The organism is Parabacteroides gordonii MS-1 = DSM 23371, from assembly GCF_000969825.1.
GTDB lineage: Bacteria > Bacteroidota > Bacteroidia > Bacteroidales > Tannerellaceae > Parabacteroides > Parabacteroides gordonii.
Genome location: NZ_KQ033920.1, coordinates 172,561 through 189,090, shown reverse-complemented (window position 1 = coordinate 189,090; position 16,530 = coordinate 172,561). Strand labels below are relative to the sequence as shown.

Sequence of the window (16,530 nt, the reverse complement as noted above, 5' to 3'; positions counted from 1 at the left end):
ATGTATACAAGCTACATCGGTAAAAAGTTCCTGAAGATATATAATGAGAAGATGCATACGGATATATCCGCAGAGGAGTTCTTTGACCGGATATTCTTCAATTTGTTTTTCAATGACGAAAGGCATCTGATACATGTCAGCAATTCTCCTTTTTTCCAAAAGCCGAGAGAAGAAGATGTAAAAAAATATGGCAGTAAGCCGCTCGCCCAATATAATAATCTGAAAACGGCCATAGCCGGCGACGAACCGAACATGTCGATCTTTGTCGGATATGCGGCAAAAGATATAGAAGGAACAACCTCCGGACAGATATCCGAAGTACAAACCTTTATCGATAGAAACGAGATGTATGCCTCCTGGATCGGCGAAGCGCTTGCCATTGGGGTAAGCGGAGGTTTTGCCATCTTGCTGGACGAACCTGACATTTTATGGCAACTGTTTTGCGGTTGGAAATACTATAGGAAGTATCTGAATCAAACACCCAATGTCAAAGACAAACAGATCGAAACATGGAACGGACATTGGTTATCCCATTGGTGCCGGAAGTTCTATAATGATCTAACTCCGTACAAAAGCTTTCATATTATGCTTACCGAATCGATGGGTAATCTCGCCATACCGACCAAGCCCTGGCTCGAGATCATCATGGCTTTATCCAAGAAATACCCCGATAAGGTAATAACTGCTTATTCTTATAATCTATCCCAGACAAACACAACGCTGGGGTTTATCAATCTCTATCTCCCCGAAGTCCACTCTTTGTTCGATTTCAGGGATAAACTATTTTTCGACGGAAAGCAAAGTATCCTGTCTGATGAAGAAATAGAGTCGTTTAACACCTACTACAACTTCAAATCAGCCTGTAGACTGGGTACCATCGGACTAAAAGCGATTGAACCGGATAAGCTGAGACAATATTTCCCCATAGGCTCCATGCCTTACGCGCAAGGGAAAGAATACAAATTCAACAATGAGGAATCGTATATTAATTATGAACTATATAAAATCTGGATTATTGCTATGATAAACAAAACAGAATTACTGGAGCTGGCAACCGCGGTAGCAAAGGCCCTGATAGAGTTTGAACGGACAGCGGAGAAAGGCAAAACGGTTTATTCGAACCTGTCGAAAGAGGTTAGGAAGTCAAATAAAATAGAAGTGTTCGGGCAGAAGCTCAAAGAAATAATGGAATATGAATCTTCTGACAACGAAGTGTTCAGAAAAGCTTTTGTAGAGGCTTATTACATACCTAAAGACTCTTTTCCTCTATTCATGACACTGATAGACTTTGAATATACTTATTGGAAATCAAAAAATTAAACAACCTAATACCCACAGTTATGGACAATCCTTTTATCTATTTACGTGGCCTTCGCCATGCAGAGCATACAGTATTCGGCGTAAATGACGGACAGAAATACTATTTCGATCCTCAGTTCGGCAGAAGAATGGCTTATTCCAGCGGCCAGCAGGTAAAACGCTCCGTTATAGAGGCGTTGAATATGCCTTTCGCAGCAATAACATTCAACTGGGAAATCGACAAAAAAGAAAATAAGGCAAACCAGAAAGAGCCCCACTCTCCGTGCGATCCTTCTTTTACGGATCAACTATTGGGTGGATATATGAAAGCAGAAAGCGGCAGTATGACGGTAAAGCGTCGCAGCCCCTTATCTGTTTCGGCCATGCGACCGCTTCATCCTTTATTGGGCGGTATCGAGTCGCCGACTGAAAATATCACCTTCGACAGGACATCACATCCGGAACACCACACTGTCAAGGTCTATTGGATGGAAAACAAAAAAAGAGGTGGCGAACTAAGTAAAGAAGAATTGGATGAATGGCTGACAACCAATAGCAGGTCTCTTCCCAACCGGGCTTTCATACAGGATCAAACCAGGGCATCCGGTCTTTTTGTTTATGACATCGCCATCGATCTGAGGACATTGTTCTGTGTTTCCACCAATAAACTTGAACCGGAACTTTATCCCGAAATCGAAGCCAAACTCAGGAAAGAGGGATGGATCGAAGGCAAAAACATTTTCGGGAACTGCCTGATCTGTCCTAAAGAGAAAAGGGAAGAAATAATTCCAGCACTCGCAAAAGCGATTATCAACTGGCGTATCACATCCAATCAGGCGCGAACCTTCAGCTTAATGGAGACAGTGGCCATAGCCATCAGCAATGATGCCAATCAAATAGCATATGCCATTCGCGGTGACTTGAAAGACAACACCGAAAGGCCGGATGCCAAACCTGTAATAGATGAAACCGCCCATGCCGATATTTTCATCACTCCAATTGCCAATAGTTATATTGCCGGCTCGATAGGTTCCGTGGATGCCCTAAAGAAAGCAGAAAACAAACTAATCGAACTAATCTCTTCTTTCGATTACGAAAACCAACTATAACGCACAATAAAGATATCTCTTACGAAAAAGGTAAGAGGTATCTTCTACAGAAATCTACACCTCCGTATTTTCGGTGGCTGGCCGTATTTTGACAGTAAACCTCAACTATCTATATTCCAAATTTAATAATCGACATTCCATCTTTACGCAAGATTCGTTCCGGTATATTTATTCAGTTACTTTTGTCCCCCGTTAAAAAATTAATAAACAAAAAAGATGAAAAAGACTTTTTACCTGGCAGCTATAGCCTTTGCTTTTGGGCTGTTCACTGCATGTGATGACGACAACGACAACAACGCTCCGGAACCAAATCCCGCGCCAAAAGAACAATGGGGAAAAACACTCCGCGGAGACGACCAATCTCTATTGGCTTTCCCTGACATTTTTGCCGATTATTGGGAATATACCTATTCTTATAAAGATAATCCAAACATCGGTTTGCGTCTGACCGGGAAATTTCCAAAGGCACGTTTCTTTAACTTCACTGTATATAATGATGAAACACAAATCGATGTATCCAGTATCGAAGATGTGAATGTACAACCGGACGACAGTTCTGTCAATCCTTATGTTAAAGAGACTGCTGATTATGGATCGAATGGCTATACCATTTATATCATTCCCAAAAGTACTCCGACAAGCATGCGTGCTTCTATGAAGAATGTGTGTGAATTTCCGGATACGCTGAATATGGTTTCTACGTTTATGCGTCTTTATCTGGCAAAACAATATAGCGGTGACGAATATGGTGGTGTAGAAATGCCGGAAATTCAGGCTTTCGATGTAACTACCGGTAAGGAAGTAAGTTTCCCGAAACGCGAGAAATGTAATATCCATGAGTCATTGCAATTGCCTTCTATGGACTTTTCTTCTGATGCTAAACCGCTTCCTTTCATGCGTGCTCCACTGAACCTGATGTATCCGAACAGTCCGGCCGAATATTTATTCACCCGTATTAATCTGAAGGAAGGCGAAGTTGCCACTTTCAGTTTCATACCGCCTACAGCACCGAAGAGTGTGAGTGAATATCCTACTGCCGACGTACGTTACTGGTCTGTCTGCTTAGGTTCTTCCGAGTCTTATTCTTATATCTCAGTCTATGATGAAAAGTTACAGAAAGTAGACAAGAAAGGTTTCGTGACCTTTATCATCGCTGATAAGAACTCTCCTAAACTAACTAATATTCTGGCTAAGGCAAATGCTAATGATGGAACTTATGTGCTGGCCTGGGATCGTAAAGAACAAGGTAACGGAGTGCTTGCTTTATATCGCAATATGGTGATCAATGAGAATTATGGCCACTCCATGCGCAAACAGATGGTATCCATTCCATTGGAAGCAGCAGGTGGAGATATGACCAACTTTAATCCAATGACAATGATTGCCATGCTCGCTATGGGTAACTGGGGGCCTCAGGGATACAAATTCACTGAAGATGAATATCTGGACGATAACTTCGATTACGGCAAAATCCGTCGTATGCAATAATCCGTCTTATATCCATAAAAACAACGGCGCCAGCTCATTACGAAGTTGGTGCCGTTTCTTTTTACCTCAATTCCATGCCTAATCAAACAATAATCTTTTATATATTTGTGCAATATATAAATTCTAATTCTTATGAAACCAAAAGAGTTACTCTATCTGACTTTCTTCTGCATATCACTAATCTCCTGGCCTTCATATGCCGAAAACCCGGTAAACAATCCGCACTCCATATCCCTGCATACGGGATATGCCAATATGTTGAGCGGAACAGCCGGTTTGACAAATTCAGCCCATAGTTATGAGCGTGACCTCTGTTCGGGCATTTCCTGGGATGCACAATACCATTGGCATTTTAAGAAGATGATCGGTTTTGGTTTGCTGTACTCCGGATACAGTTCAAAAGGTTCGTTAGAACATAGTTCTGACCATGTATATACACATTATATAGCACCGCAATTCGCTTTGTATTGTTTAAACAGCGAACGGATGAATATACGCCTGAGTGCAGGAACCGGTTATCTGCGATATAGAAACAACAGTACGGTATATGAAAAAGATCGCCGGGTAACCGGTGGACGCATTGCCGGAAATATTGGAGTTAATGCTGAATATATGCTATCTTCTCATTGGGGTATCTCTGCCGATCTACAGTATATACTGACTAATCTCAGGAAAGTAAATTCGAAATATCACGGAGAAACGGTTCTGGTCAGGTTCCCGTCGGAAGAACGGCTGAACGTTTCCAGGTTAAACATATCACTCGGTCTGGGTTATCATTTTTAAGTAAAAGCAATCATTAAATTCGTCACATCATGAAAAAGTATATATTTCTCTTATGCCTCATTCCTTTTCTTTTCTCCTGTACGGAAGATGAATCAGTAGATATCACCGTGATGCCGGAAGAAACTACGATCGGTGCTGATACTTTCGGATGCCTGGTAGACGGTTGGTTATACGTTGGCGGCAGATATAGCCTGCTCACCCAGCCTTCTATCAACTTCGACTATATCTCCTACAATAAAACCATGCAGGTAAATGTATGGGTGAAAGCAGACATGGCCATCAGCTTCTGTCTGGATAATCCGGAAGAGAACAAAGAAATTCCTTATACCCAATTTACATGGGGCGACGAAGCTCTATCAGACGGAAAAGTCTTTATCACCCGCTTTGACAGCACCGCGCAAATCATCAGCGGACGATTTGAAGGCGAGCGTGTCACTTTCGGACGGTTTGATGTGCACTACAGTAAGTAAAAAGATTCCCCACTACTCTTTCGGCAGCACTTTCTTCAAAATCAGGTAGCCGCAAAGGCCGGAGATGAATGAGCCGGCAAAGACACCCAGTTTTGCCTGGTTCAGCAAGTCGATACCTGCATCGCCCATGCCTGCAAATGAGAGGTTGGCGATAAACAGGGCTACCGTAAATCCAATACCGCCCAGCATCGACACGCCGAATAAATTCATACGGGTCATTCCTGTCGGTAAAGAGCCTATGCTCGTACGGGCAAAAAGATAAGTGAAAGAGAAAATACCCAGTGTCTTTCCGATAAACAGACCGGCAAGGACAGCCAACGGAACATTAACTAACGACGCCGGCTGGATATCCCCGAACGTAACACCGGCATTGACAAACGCAAACAACGGAAGGATCAGGTAGTTGACCAAAGGATGCAGTTTGTCGGCAATACTCTGCAACGGACTGATCGTTTTATCGGCCAGCGAATGTATATTATTCAGCACCTGTATCTGTGTCGGTGTCAGCACCGCCGCTTTCTTGGACTGGCGTACCTCCGTATAATCCAGCATATTCAGATAGCCGGTCATATCACAAGTAAAATCATCCAGGTTAATCTTCGGGCGGGCAGGAACGGTGAATGCCACCAATACCCCCGCAATGGTCGGATGAATACCCGACTCCAGGAACAACACCCATACAAAGAAACCGACCACATAATAAAACAGGTTATTATTGATCCGCATCTTCCCTCCTACATATAATAATGCCAGCAACGCCAACGAAATGAGCAGAGGTTGATAGGCAATATCACCGCTATAAAACAAGGCAATAATAATTATACCGCCAATATCGTCGACAACCGCCAGTGCCGTCAGGAAAATACGCATACCCAGAGGTACCCGTTTACCCAACAGCCCCAAAACAGCAAGGGCAAAAGCGATATCGGTAGCCATCGGAATAGCAGCACCACGTATCTCCGGAGAAGTATTACAAACGAGGATATAGAAAAGAACCGGCACGATCATCCCACCGCAAGCGGCTATGACCGGAAGGATCGCCTTACGCATCGAACTAAGTTCACCTATCAGTACCTCTTGCTTGATCTCCAACCCTATCACAAAAAAGAATACAGCCATCAGGGCATCATTCACGAAGGCCAACATAGGCATCGGTTCCCCGTGATGGGCAAACAGATTGAATTTACCGATCTGAAGGTCTATAGGATAAGATAAGATGTGATGATAAGCATTCGCCCAGGGCGAGTTTGCCAGTAACATAGCCAGAATAGTGGCCATAAACAATAAAAAACTGGCACTCGACTTCTGTGTAGCGAATCGGCGCAATGGTTTCAGGATAACATTAATAGTACGATCCATTATGTGTTTAAAGTTTGCGGAGACAGCTTGCTGGCCTGTCTCCGGTTATATTCCTAACTGTTATTTTTCGAGCTGCTTCTCAGCCATCTCAAGCTGATAGGCACTGCGGGTAAGTTTCTCCACCCAGACGACAAATATACCAGTTAAAATTAAATTAAACACAATAGTAAGCACAGAAATCATCAGTGCAGGCCCACCTAAATTATAACCAAGGGCTATAAATATAATCCCTGCTCCTACTTCACCGCGTGTAAACATACCGATCGACAAGGCCAAACGTTCACGTTTGCGTCTGTCACGGTAAAAGAACAGCGGGAATAGCTTTCCGATATTCGACAGGAAAGAAACAACCAGAACGTGCAGCAGGATCATCGGCCACGACATCATCGGCTGTGCTCCCGTAATCGTTGCAGCTTCGGCCGATTGCTTAGCAAAGTCGACGCCAAAGAACACCGGCATACTGACTCCCACCAGGAACATGAACAGGAAAGATATCGCAGTAGCTACATTGTGCTCCACTTTGGTGTCGATATGCTTATGTTTCATAATCATACCCAGGACAAATGCCGGCAGCAGCACTTCGATATGGATGCTGGCCTCTTCGCCGTAAAAATGCTTGGACACGAGGTAGACACCCTGCGTAATCGCCAGCGTAATTACCGCATAGAGCAGGATAGCCTTCCAGTCCTGACGCATGTTATAAGACCCCATCTTCTTCCATCCGAGCGTAAGCAATACCATCACGATCAGGATAATAACACCCAGCTGCCAACGCATTCCCACCATCATGATCTGAAGCGGGATCATCAGCAAAATAGTATCGAGGTCGTCGAAGATGGCCAATACCTGTACCTTTTTATAGACCCACGATGCTTTTAACCCGGCGGCGGCAAGCATAGTAAACAAGATCCCGGCGGAAGTAGGCGCAGCAAAACGGCTTAACAACAAGTTCTCTTTCCAGGCCTCCCCGCTCGACCAGTAGATGTCGGGCAACAGCACGAACATATAATACAATGCAACAAATATCCAGGGAAAGGCTGCGGTAGCCATTGCGATAAAGTAATCCTCCGTATAAGATTTCCAACGGGTCTTGTCCATTTCAAACTCCCGGCCTACGTTAATCATAATAAAGGCCAGACACACATACAATAGTGTATTGGATACTGTCTTCACCATCGAATAACTCTCTCCTACCAGTGTAGGAAGAAATTGCGACACGACCAGACCAATCACCAAGAAAAAAGAAAATAAAAGGATCTTCCTCATTATTCTATCAGCTATTTTTTGTTTAGATTTTGAGAGAACAAAAATAAGCAAATCCTCTCAAATCGAAAATAGCCGATAACCCATGTTTCAGATTATTAATAATTTACTTGAGATAGGCCGACTCCACTTTCAATAATCGGTTCTTAAGCCGTTCGGCTTCTCCCTTCCGGATGCGCAAGGTCATTTCACAGTCCATTTCAAACTTTTGTGACACAATCTGAGGGTTGTCTTCTTTCACTATCCGCATAATCCCGTTCAGATAGGGGTATTCGAACGCAACTGTAATGTCTTCGTCGACCGTGCGTTCCTCGATCTCGGCAGCGGCAATCGCTTCGGCGGCAGCGGTGCGGTATGCGACGATCAGGCCGCTGGTGCCCAACTCGATCCCTCCGAAATAACGGACAACGATAATCAGGATATCCGTTAACTCATTGGAATTGATCTGTCCCAGGATCGGTTTACCGGCCGTAGAAGACGGTTCCCCGTCGTCGTTTGCCCGGAAAGTTTGCCGGTCGGCTCCCAGCATATAAGCCCAGCAGACATGGCGGGCATCGTAATATTGTTTCCGGTATTTATCCAGTTCCTCTTTCACCTCTTCTACCGTACGCACGGGGATGGCATACGAGATAAAGCGGCTACGCTTTTCCGTGTAATAGCCCTCGGCTACTTGCTGAATGGTTCTGTAACTGTCGTCTGCCATCGATCAATCCGGAATATGGGTTTGCTGTTCTTCCCGGAAAGCCCGGAAGTCTTTCATTATCTCTTCGATCTCCTCGATAAAGTAAGGATCTTTAACATTCTTCTTTACTTCGGCATAGTATGTTTCAATGGCAGCCAAAGCACATATATCTTGTCCGCGCAGCAGGAAATAGGGTTCTTCCTTTTCCACGCATTGCTTGATCATTTGGATAGGGTTCTTCATTCTCTAATTTCTTTATTAATTAAATTATTTTCCACACACTTGTCCGGCCAGGTTACCTATGCCGGGTTAACAACACTACTAAGACAGGTAGAGTAGCACTACTAAGTGACTGTTCGTAGCACTACTAACCTATTTCGCCGCCTTCAGCTCCTCCTTCAGGAACGGAGCCGTATAGCTCTTTGATTTTTTCTTTACCATTTCCTCGGGCGTACCGGCGAATAAGAGCTGGCCGCCTTTACGGCCGCCTTCGGGGCCCATGTCGATCAGGTAGTCGGCACATTTGATTACGTCGAGGTTATGCTCGATCACGATGATGGTGTTGCCCTTCTCGACCAGTTTGTTGAGGACGCCCAGCAGGACACGGATATCTTCGAAATGAAGTCCGGTAGTCGGTTCGTCCAGTACATATAATGTATTACCGGTATCCTTCTTAGCCAGTTCGGTTGCCAGCTTCACACGCTGGCTTTCTCCACCGGATAAGGTAGTGGAAGGTTGTCCGAGTTTGATATAACCCAGCCCTACGTCCTGCAGGACTTTGATCTTCGACAGGATGGTCGGGATATTCTCGAAGAACTCCACAGCCATGTTGATCGTCATATCCAGTACGTCTGCGATGGATTTACCGCGGAAACGGACTTCCAGGGTTTCGCGGTTATACCGCTTGCCATGACAGTCTTCGCAGGGAACCAATACATCAGGAAGGAAATTCATTTCTATCGTCTTGTACCCGTTACCCTTGCAGGTTTCACAGCGTCCGCCGGAGACATTGAACGAGAAACGCCCGGGTTTATAGCCCCTCACCTTCGATTCTGGAAGATCGACAAAAAGGTTACGGATATCGGAAAAGACTCCCGTATAGGTGGCCGGATTGCTTCGCGGCGAACGCCCGATAGGCGACTGGTCGACATTGACGATCTTATCCACATTGTCGATCCCTTCGATCGACTTATAAGGCAACGGATCTTCCAGCGAGCGATAAAAATGCTGGCTCAGGATCGGTTGCAGGGTACGGTTGATCAGGGTCGATTTCCCGCTGCCGGACACACCGGTCACACAGATCAGCGTCCCCAGAGGGAAGGTGACGTCCACTTTCTTCAGATTGTTCCCGCTGGCACCTTTTATCGTGATGAACTTACCGTTTCCCTGCCGGCGTTCGGTAGGGATCGCGATCTCTGTCTCCCCGTTCAGGTAGGCAGAGGTCAACGTATTTACTTTCAGCATATCCTGGGGCGTTCCTTCGTAAACGACCTCTCCTCCCAGGCGGCCGGCTTTCGGCCCCATGTCGACCACAGAGTCGGCATTCAGCATCATATCTTTATCGTGTTCCACTACGACGACCGAGTTGCCGGTATCGCGCAGTTCCTTCAGCGAATTGATCAGGCGGACATTATCGCGCTGGTGCAAGCCGATACTCGGCTCATCCAGGATATAGAGCACATTGACCAACTGGCTGCCAATCTGGGTAGCCAGGCGGATACGCTGGCTCTCTCCACCGGAAAGGCTTGCCGACGCACGGTTCAACGAAAGGTAATCCAGTCCCACATCGAGCAGGAACTTCAGACGCGAACGGATCTCTTTCAATATCTCGGTAGCGATCTGTATCTGTTTCTGGTCGAGCTTCGCTTCCACTCCGTCCAGCCATTCATACAGTTCGGCAATATCCATAGCAGACAGTTCGGCGATATTCTTGCCGGCAATCCGGTAATGCAACGCTTCCTTGTTGAGACGCTGGCCGTTGCATTCGGGACAAGTAGTCATTTTGATGAACTGGCCTGCCCATTTCTGGGCGGAAGCAGAAGCCTCGCTTTCCTGCTGCATCAGAATGTATTTGGCAACCCCCTCGTAAGAAAGGAAGTAATTGGAAGAACCGAGCGATTCATTCTTGATCTGCAGGCGTTCGTCCGTCCCGTTCATGATCTCGTCCATCGCTTCTTCCGGTACATCCTTGATCGGTGTCTTGATCGTCACGCCATGCTTTTCGCACAGGGCTTCGATCTGCCAGAAGATCAATGAATTCTTATATTTTCCAAGGGCTACTATCCCTCCGTTGTAGATACTGAGGGAAGGGTCGGGCACGATCTTTTCCATATCAAGCAGGTTCACCTGTCCCAGACCTTTACACTTCGGACAAGCTCCCTGCGGGGAGTTGAAGGAGAAATTGTGGGGAGCCGGTTCGCTGTAAGACAAGCCGGTGGCCGGATCCATCAACTGGCGGCTGTAGTGGCGCACTTCGTCCGTATCGGCATCCAGGATCAGCACCAGGCCATCCCCCTGCTTCATGGCGACACGCAGGCTTTCCTTCAGGCGTCGCTCATCGGAGGCGGAGACAACCATTTTGTCGATCACCACCTCGATACTGTGCATCTTGTAACGGTCGAGCTTCATCCCGTGGAAAATCTCTTTCAGCTCGCCGTCGACGCGGACATTCAGATAGCCTTTCTTACGCACCTGCTCGAACAGTTCCTTATAATGCCCCTTACGGTTACGAACCAGCGGAGCCAGCAGGTAGGTTTTCTTTCCGCTGTAATGTTCGAGGATCAGGTTGAGTATCTTCTCCTCCGTATATTTTACCATCTTCTCGCCGCTCAGGTACGAATAGGCCTCTCCCGCCCGGGCATAAAGCAGACGGAGGAAGTCGTATACCTCGGTAGTGGTACCGACAGTCGAACGGGGGTTTTTGTTCGTCGTTTTCTGTTCGATGGAGATAACCGGGCTCAGGCCTGTGATCTTATCCACATCGGGACGTTCCATATTCCCGAGGAAGTTACGCGCATAAGCAGAGAATGTCTCCACGTAACGGCGCTGTCCTTCCGCGAAAATCGTATCGAAAGCCAGCGACGACTTTCCGCTACCGCTCATCCCGGTTATCACGGTGAGTTTGTTTCTCGGTATCTCTACATCTATATTCTTTAAATTATGGACACGGGCGCCTAAAACGGAAATACGCCCGCCCTCCAGTGCATTCTTATCGTTCATACTCTTTACTATCGGCGTTTTATCTTACCACCCAACCCGAATAATGTACATAGGTGTTGGGAGTTTTGTAATACATTTCGTTTTGTTTGGGGATCTGGAGCGTATAGGTCTTGCCCAGGGTCTGCAACTTACGGTCGCGCAACCAGGGGTTGAAACGCTTCAGGTCGGCATAGGTGATCCCGTTCTTCTGTGCGAAGTCGGATAAGTCCTGGATATCGGACGATACGGCTACGTCTTCACACGCGATCGGCTTGTACAGGTCTTCGGCACGAAGCACAAAGCCATATTTATACGGATTCTCGAATATCTGTTTGATTGCCATGATACGATATACGTAACGGCTCGTTTCTTCTACCAGCCAGAGGTCGAAGGTACTGTCGGCAGTCTGTTTGGTCAATTCGCCGGAGATACGCCCCATGCCTGCGTTGTAAGAGGCGGCTACATTGGCCCAGTCGCCATACTTGGCATGCGCCGCTTTCAGGTACTTGCAGGCGGCTTCGGTCGCCTTGGCTACGTGGCAGCGTTCGTCGACGGTCGGAGTAATTGCCAGACCGTACTGCTTACCTGTCGCTTCCATGAATTGCCACATCCCGACTGCACGTGCAGGAGAAGATACCCGAGGATCGAGATGGCTCTCTATCACGGCCAGGTATTTAAAATCGTCAGGGATACCGTTGGCTTTCAGTATCGGTTCGATAACCGGAAAGTAACGGTTGGCACGTTTGATCAGGAGCATCGTAGTCGAATGGAAATAAGTAAAGCTACTTAATTCACGATCGAACCCCTCACGCATATTGTAGCGGGTGAGGTCTATCGGCTCTCCACAAAAGACAACGGACGAAGGGATATCCGGTGAAGCCGTCATCGCCATAACGACCGGCTTTCCCTCCAAAACTTTTTCAGAGTCACTTGAACTGATCGAAAGGCAAGCCGTCAGGCAAACCAGGCCTCCCGATAAAAAACTAAATATACTATTCCTCGATAATTTCATCATCAATTCGTTTTGATCTAAGAATGTTAATTGAACCTTTTTTCTTTATTGACTTACCGTCCGAGCCGGTCGCCTCTATCACGTAAAAATAAACACCGGGAGCAACATACTTCCCTCCTTTCTTACCGTCCCAGCCCTTCGACGGGTCTGTCCAGTAATATATTTCAGCCCCCCATCGGTTGAATATCCAGCATTTGAAACGGGTAAGGGAGCGGTAAGCCACTCTGAACTCGTCGTTTATGCCGGGAGTCGTACCGGGAGAGAATGCATTCGGGACATCGATATATGTGTCTGAAATGTTTATGGTAATCGGTTCTTCCAGCTTCCATGTACATGCCAACGTACGGTCTGATATTTCTAAATCAACAAAATAGGTGCCATTCTGGTTGAATACATAATTAACATCTTCATTAGGAGAAGTGGACAGCGGCGTATTTTTTCCGCCTTCATTCTTCTGGGAGATAGTCCATTTGAACACAGCCGCTACCGGAGTATTGGCTATTGCCGTAAAGTTAAACTCGACAGGAGCCGATAAGCTGTCTCCCTTCACTACAAGGTTAGGAACATCGCTTGCGTATGACACAGTGTCTATCTTCACCACTGCATCTACGGCTACCGCTTGGTAGACATCACTCGTTATAACTTTCTCCATTCCGAAATGACGGGCAAACAGATCGCCTTTCAACGTAACATCGGTATCACAAAGCGGAGGAGGAAGTACTTTCTTGAAAGGATCAATAATCGTATCGACAGTCACCGTTGTATAAATATCATCCTCTCCCATTAGTTTCATTGTCTGATAAGTAATATCAAACTCCCGATCCAATATCTTGGAAGAACCTGATGGAGTATAGTATTTCATATCTTTCATATCAGCGGTTGCGCCTAAAGCCATATAATCACAATTACTTCTTTCTGCGTCTACATATAAACGGGTGATATCAAAAGCATATTTACTATAATCGATAATCCAGACATACCCCCCCGTTTTCGCCATATTATCATCTTCAACTACGTAATATCCATATCCTTCTTCGATATTACGGATAACAGTAGTTCCACCCTCCTGTTCGGAAGATATTCTTTCCCCATCACCTCCGGCTCCGGCTTTATTTTTATAACGATACCACTGATATGAGCTTGATGTAGGGGTATATCGTATTTCAACATTATCCATACCATATACTAGGTAAACCTGAAACTTACTGCTATTTGCACTTTCATCGAAAGCCAGCAGCGGCGTCCCTTGCCCCCCTGTCACCGTATATTTTTGAGCATGTGCTGTAAGTACCAACAACAGAAAACAGAGCGTCCCGAGCACTCTTCTTAAACAATTCCTTTGCATATATTATCACCTAATTAGCTTCCAAAATTAGTATTTTATACGGACATACACTATCTTTGCGGTAAATATTCCAATCAGCAAATGAATAAGATTAGTATATACGTATTGACGTTGTGCCTGAGTTTTGCCTGCGTTTCCCTGCATTCACAAAACAACAGAGCACGGATTATTACTACTAACGAACTAAATGATAATATATTTTATCATACCATAGAGCGGGGACAGACCGTTTACTCTATCGCTACCATGTACGGGGTAACTGTCGACGACATCTATCGCCTGAATCCCGAAAGCCGCGAGTCGATCAAAGCCGGGTCTACACTAAAGATCCCGCAGCGCGATGCAGGCTCCGCTTCATTGGACAAGACGGAAGATAACTTTTTATATCACACGATACAGCCCAAAGAAACGCTTTACTCCCTGTCTATCCGGTATGCTGTACCCGGCCCGGACATCATCGAAGCAAACCCCGGTCTGTCGACTTCCACCTTCACTATCGGCAAAACGATCCGTATCCCGGCCACTCCTATCGAGTCGCTGCCTACCAAAGAGGTAAAGACCGTGACAAAGGAGATCGACTATACGATCGCTAAAAAAGAAACCATGTACCGCATCTGCCGGAAGTTCAATATATCCAGCGCTGAACTGATCAAACGGAACCCGGAACTGAAGAACGGGGTAAAAGCCGGCATGGTCATTAAAATACCGGTAGAGACAAAAGACGTCGTGACCGAATCCGCTCCGGTGATGCACGAAAGGGACGTGAATGCCCTCTTGTCCGCCCCCAAAGAGATCAAGCGACTGAATATGATCAAGGTAGCCCTGTTGTTGCCGTTCATGACGGACGAATCTCCCCGCTTCATTGAATATTACGAAGGTATGCTGCTTGCCGTCGATAGCCTGCGCAACAGCGGATGTTCCATCGAACTGTCGGTATTCGACACCGGCAACGGTACCAAGAAGCTGAAAGAGATACTGAAAGACGATAAGCTGAAAGAAGCCAACCTGATCATCGGAGCCGTTCAAAACGAACAGATAGCCCCGGTAGCCGCCTTTGCAGAAAAGAACAATATCAAATACGTGATCCCGTTCACTTCCAGAAACGACGATGTATTATCCAACGCAAATATCTTCCAGGTAAATACCCCGCATTCCTACCTGTATGCCAAGGCTTCGCAGGCCGGTTGCGACCTGTTTGCCAACGACAACATCGTTTTGCTGACCGTTCCCGGAACAGAAGACAAGGCCGACTTCATGAAAGCCTTCAAAGCCGAAATGAAACAGCGGAACATCGCCTGGCGCGAACTGACCTACTCGGCCGAGACATTCCCGACCGACCTGGAAGCGACAATGAGCAAGGACAAACGAAACGTTGTCGTCCCGACTACCGGCAAGCTGGAAGCGCTGAACAAATTCAAATCGCCCCTGCGTATGCTTTCGGAAGCAAAGCCGGAATACAACATCACCCTTTTCGGTTATCCGGAATGGCAGACCTACACCCGCGAATGCCTCGACGATTTCTTCGCATTGAATACCTATATATATAGTAACTTCTATGCGGACAACCTATCGTCCGAAGTCTCGGATTTCTATTCGAAATACAAGACCTGGTACAGCAAAAGCCTGATCAATTACTTCCCTAAATATGGTATATTAGGTTTCGATACCGGCATGTTCTTCTTCGATGCGATCAAGAAATACGGAGCGAACTTCGAAAACAATCTGGGCAAGATCCGTTACAAAGGTATACAGACAGGCTTCGACTTCGAACGGGTCAACAACTGGGGAGGATTTATCAATACCAATATATTTATCGTTCACTACCAGAACGACTATAATGTAACACGCAGCGAAGTAAGATGATCAGAAAGATTTTAATCATATCCTCTTTGTGCCTGGCTGTCATTGCCGGAAGCAAAGCACAGAGTAAATTTCCACAGGAAGTATCGGTTGGCGCCTCGTTCGGTATGAACTTTTCGTCCGTCAGCTTTAGTCCCAGGGTATCGACCAAGATGAAGCAGGGATACAACGGCGGACTGGTACTGCGCTGGAACTCGGAAAAGAATCTCGGCCTGCAAACCGAGCTCAACTTCAGCCAGCAGGGTTGGGAAGAGGAGTTCGACGATCCGAAATATAACTACAGCCGCACGATCAACTACTTCGAAATACCGTTCTTCACACATATCTATTTCGGTAGCAACAAGTTCAAGTTCTATGTGAACCTGGGGCCGAAGTTGGGCTATGCCTTTGGCGAAAGCACCAGTGAGAACCTGAACGGTCAATCACCGAATACAGGTGACAATACACAACATAATCTGCCTATCCAGAAGAAATTCGACTGGGGACTATGCGGTGGCCCCGGTATCGAGCTACGCACAGGTATCGGTTATTTCCTGCTCGAAGGGCGTTACTACTATGCGTTGGGAGATATCTACAACACCCGTAAAAGCGACCATTTCAGCAAAGCATCCGGCCAGGTAATCTCTGCCCGTATCATTTACCTGTTGCCTATCATTAAATAA

At 46.2% G+C, this 16,530-nt stretch carries 14 protein-coding genes; 7 read left to right on the top strand and 7 right to left on the bottom strand.

All coding sequences use genetic code 11. The features are described 5' to 3' along the window. The 5 genes from HMPREF1536_RS17695 to HMPREF1536_RS17675 all read left to right on the top strand — a co-directional run bounded on the left by HMPREF1536_RS17695 (window position 1) and on the right by HMPREF1536_RS17675 (window position 5,149). Window positions 1-1,320 carry a hypothetical protein gene (locus HMPREF1536_RS17695; protein WP_028726726.1) on the top strand — a complete coding sequence of 440 codons (1,320 nt, stop codon included), beginning with the start codon at window positions 1-3 and terminating at the stop codon, window positions 1,318-1,320. Between the two features lie 20 nt (window positions 1,321-1,340). After that, window positions 1,341-2,408: a hypothetical protein gene (locus tag HMPREF1536_RS17690; protein ID WP_028726727.1), complete on the top strand. Its 1,068-nt coding sequence runs from the start codon at window positions 1,341-1,343 to the stop codon at window positions 2,406-2,408. Window positions 2,409-2,624: 216 nt separating this feature from the next. Then, entirely contained in the window at window positions 2,625-3,896 is a 1,272-nt protein-coding gene (locus HMPREF1536_RS17685) for a hypothetical protein (RefSeq protein WP_028726728.1), read from the top strand. Window positions 3,897-4,028: 132 nt separating this feature from the next. Next, window positions 4,029-4,679 carry an outer membrane beta-barrel protein gene (locus HMPREF1536_RS17680; protein ID WP_044191597.1) on the top strand — a complete coding sequence of 217 codons (651 nt, stop codon included), beginning with the start codon at window positions 4,029-4,031 and terminating at the stop codon, window positions 4,677-4,679. Window positions 4,680-4,708: 29 nt separating this feature from the next. Further along, window positions 4,709-5,149 (top strand): Riean_0653 family protein, encoded by a 441-nt coding sequence (locus tag HMPREF1536_RS17675; RefSeq protein ID WP_028726730.1) that lies wholly within the window; start codon window positions 4,709-4,711, stop codon window positions 5,147-5,149. 12 nt (window positions 5,150-5,161) lie between these two features. Here the strand turns inward: HMPREF1536_RS17675 and nhaA are convergent, their stop codons facing one another. From nhaA to HMPREF1536_RS17640, 7 genes are all read right to left on the bottom strand, one after another. Beyond that, the gene (gene nhaA / locus HMPREF1536_RS17670; RefSeq protein ID WP_028726731.1) at window positions 5,162-6,508 is read right to left on the bottom strand and encodes a Na+/H+ antiporter NhaA; all 1,347 of its coding nucleotides are present in this window, start codon (window positions 6,506-6,508) and stop codon (window positions 5,162-5,164) included. 60 nt (window positions 6,509-6,568) lie between these two features. Beyond that, a complete protein-coding gene (locus tag HMPREF1536_RS17665; protein WP_028726732.1) occupies window positions 6,569-7,774 on the bottom strand; it encodes a cation:proton antiporter family protein in 1,206 nt (401 codons plus the stop codon). 103 nt (window positions 7,775-7,877) lie between these two features. Beyond that, window positions 7,878-8,474, bottom strand: coding sequence for an IMPACT family protein (locus HMPREF1536_RS17660; RefSeq protein ID WP_028726733.1), 597 nt, complete (start codon window positions 8,472-8,474; stop codon window positions 7,878-7,880). A 3-nt stretch (window positions 8,475-8,477) separates the two neighbouring features. Next, window positions 8,478-8,696, bottom strand: a complete 219-nt coding sequence (locus tag HMPREF1536_RS17655) for a hypothetical protein (protein ID WP_028726734.1) — start codon at window positions 8,694-8,696, stop codon at window positions 8,478-8,480. A 129-nt stretch (window positions 8,697-8,825) separates the two neighbouring features. Then, a complete protein-coding gene (gene uvrA, locus HMPREF1536_RS17650) occupies window positions 8,826-11,672 on the bottom strand; it encodes an excinuclease ABC subunit UvrA (protein WP_028726735.1) in 2,847 nt (948 codons plus the stop codon). A gap of 19 nt (window positions 11,673-11,691) precedes the next feature. Then, complete coding sequence (locus HMPREF1536_RS17645; protein WP_374938066.1) at window positions 11,692-12,663, bottom strand: lytic transglycosylase domain-containing protein; 972 nt, start codon at window positions 12,661-12,663, stop codon at window positions 11,692-11,694. After that, the gene (locus HMPREF1536_RS17640; protein WP_028726737.1) at window positions 12,644-14,008 is read right to left on the bottom strand and encodes a T9SS type B sorting domain-containing protein; all 1,365 of its coding nucleotides are present in this window, start codon (window positions 14,006-14,008) and stop codon (window positions 12,644-12,646) included. Before HMPREF1536_RS17640 ends, HMPREF1536_RS17645 begins: the two co-directional genes overlap by 20 nt. Before the next feature lie 81 nt (window positions 14,009-14,089). Here HMPREF1536_RS17640 and HMPREF1536_RS17635 point away from each other — a divergent pair, with 81 nt between their 5' ends. After that, window positions 14,090-15,871 (top strand): LysM peptidoglycan-binding domain-containing protein, encoded by a 1,782-nt coding sequence (locus HMPREF1536_RS17635; protein ID WP_028726738.1) that lies wholly within the window; start codon window positions 14,090-14,092, stop codon window positions 15,869-15,871. Beyond that, the gene (locus HMPREF1536_RS17630) at window positions 15,868-16,530 is read left to right on the top strand and encodes a porin family protein (RefSeq protein WP_028726739.1); all 663 of its coding nucleotides are present in this window, start codon (window positions 15,868-15,870) and stop codon (window positions 16,528-16,530) included. Before HMPREF1536_RS17635 ends, HMPREF1536_RS17630 begins: the two co-directional genes overlap by 4 nt.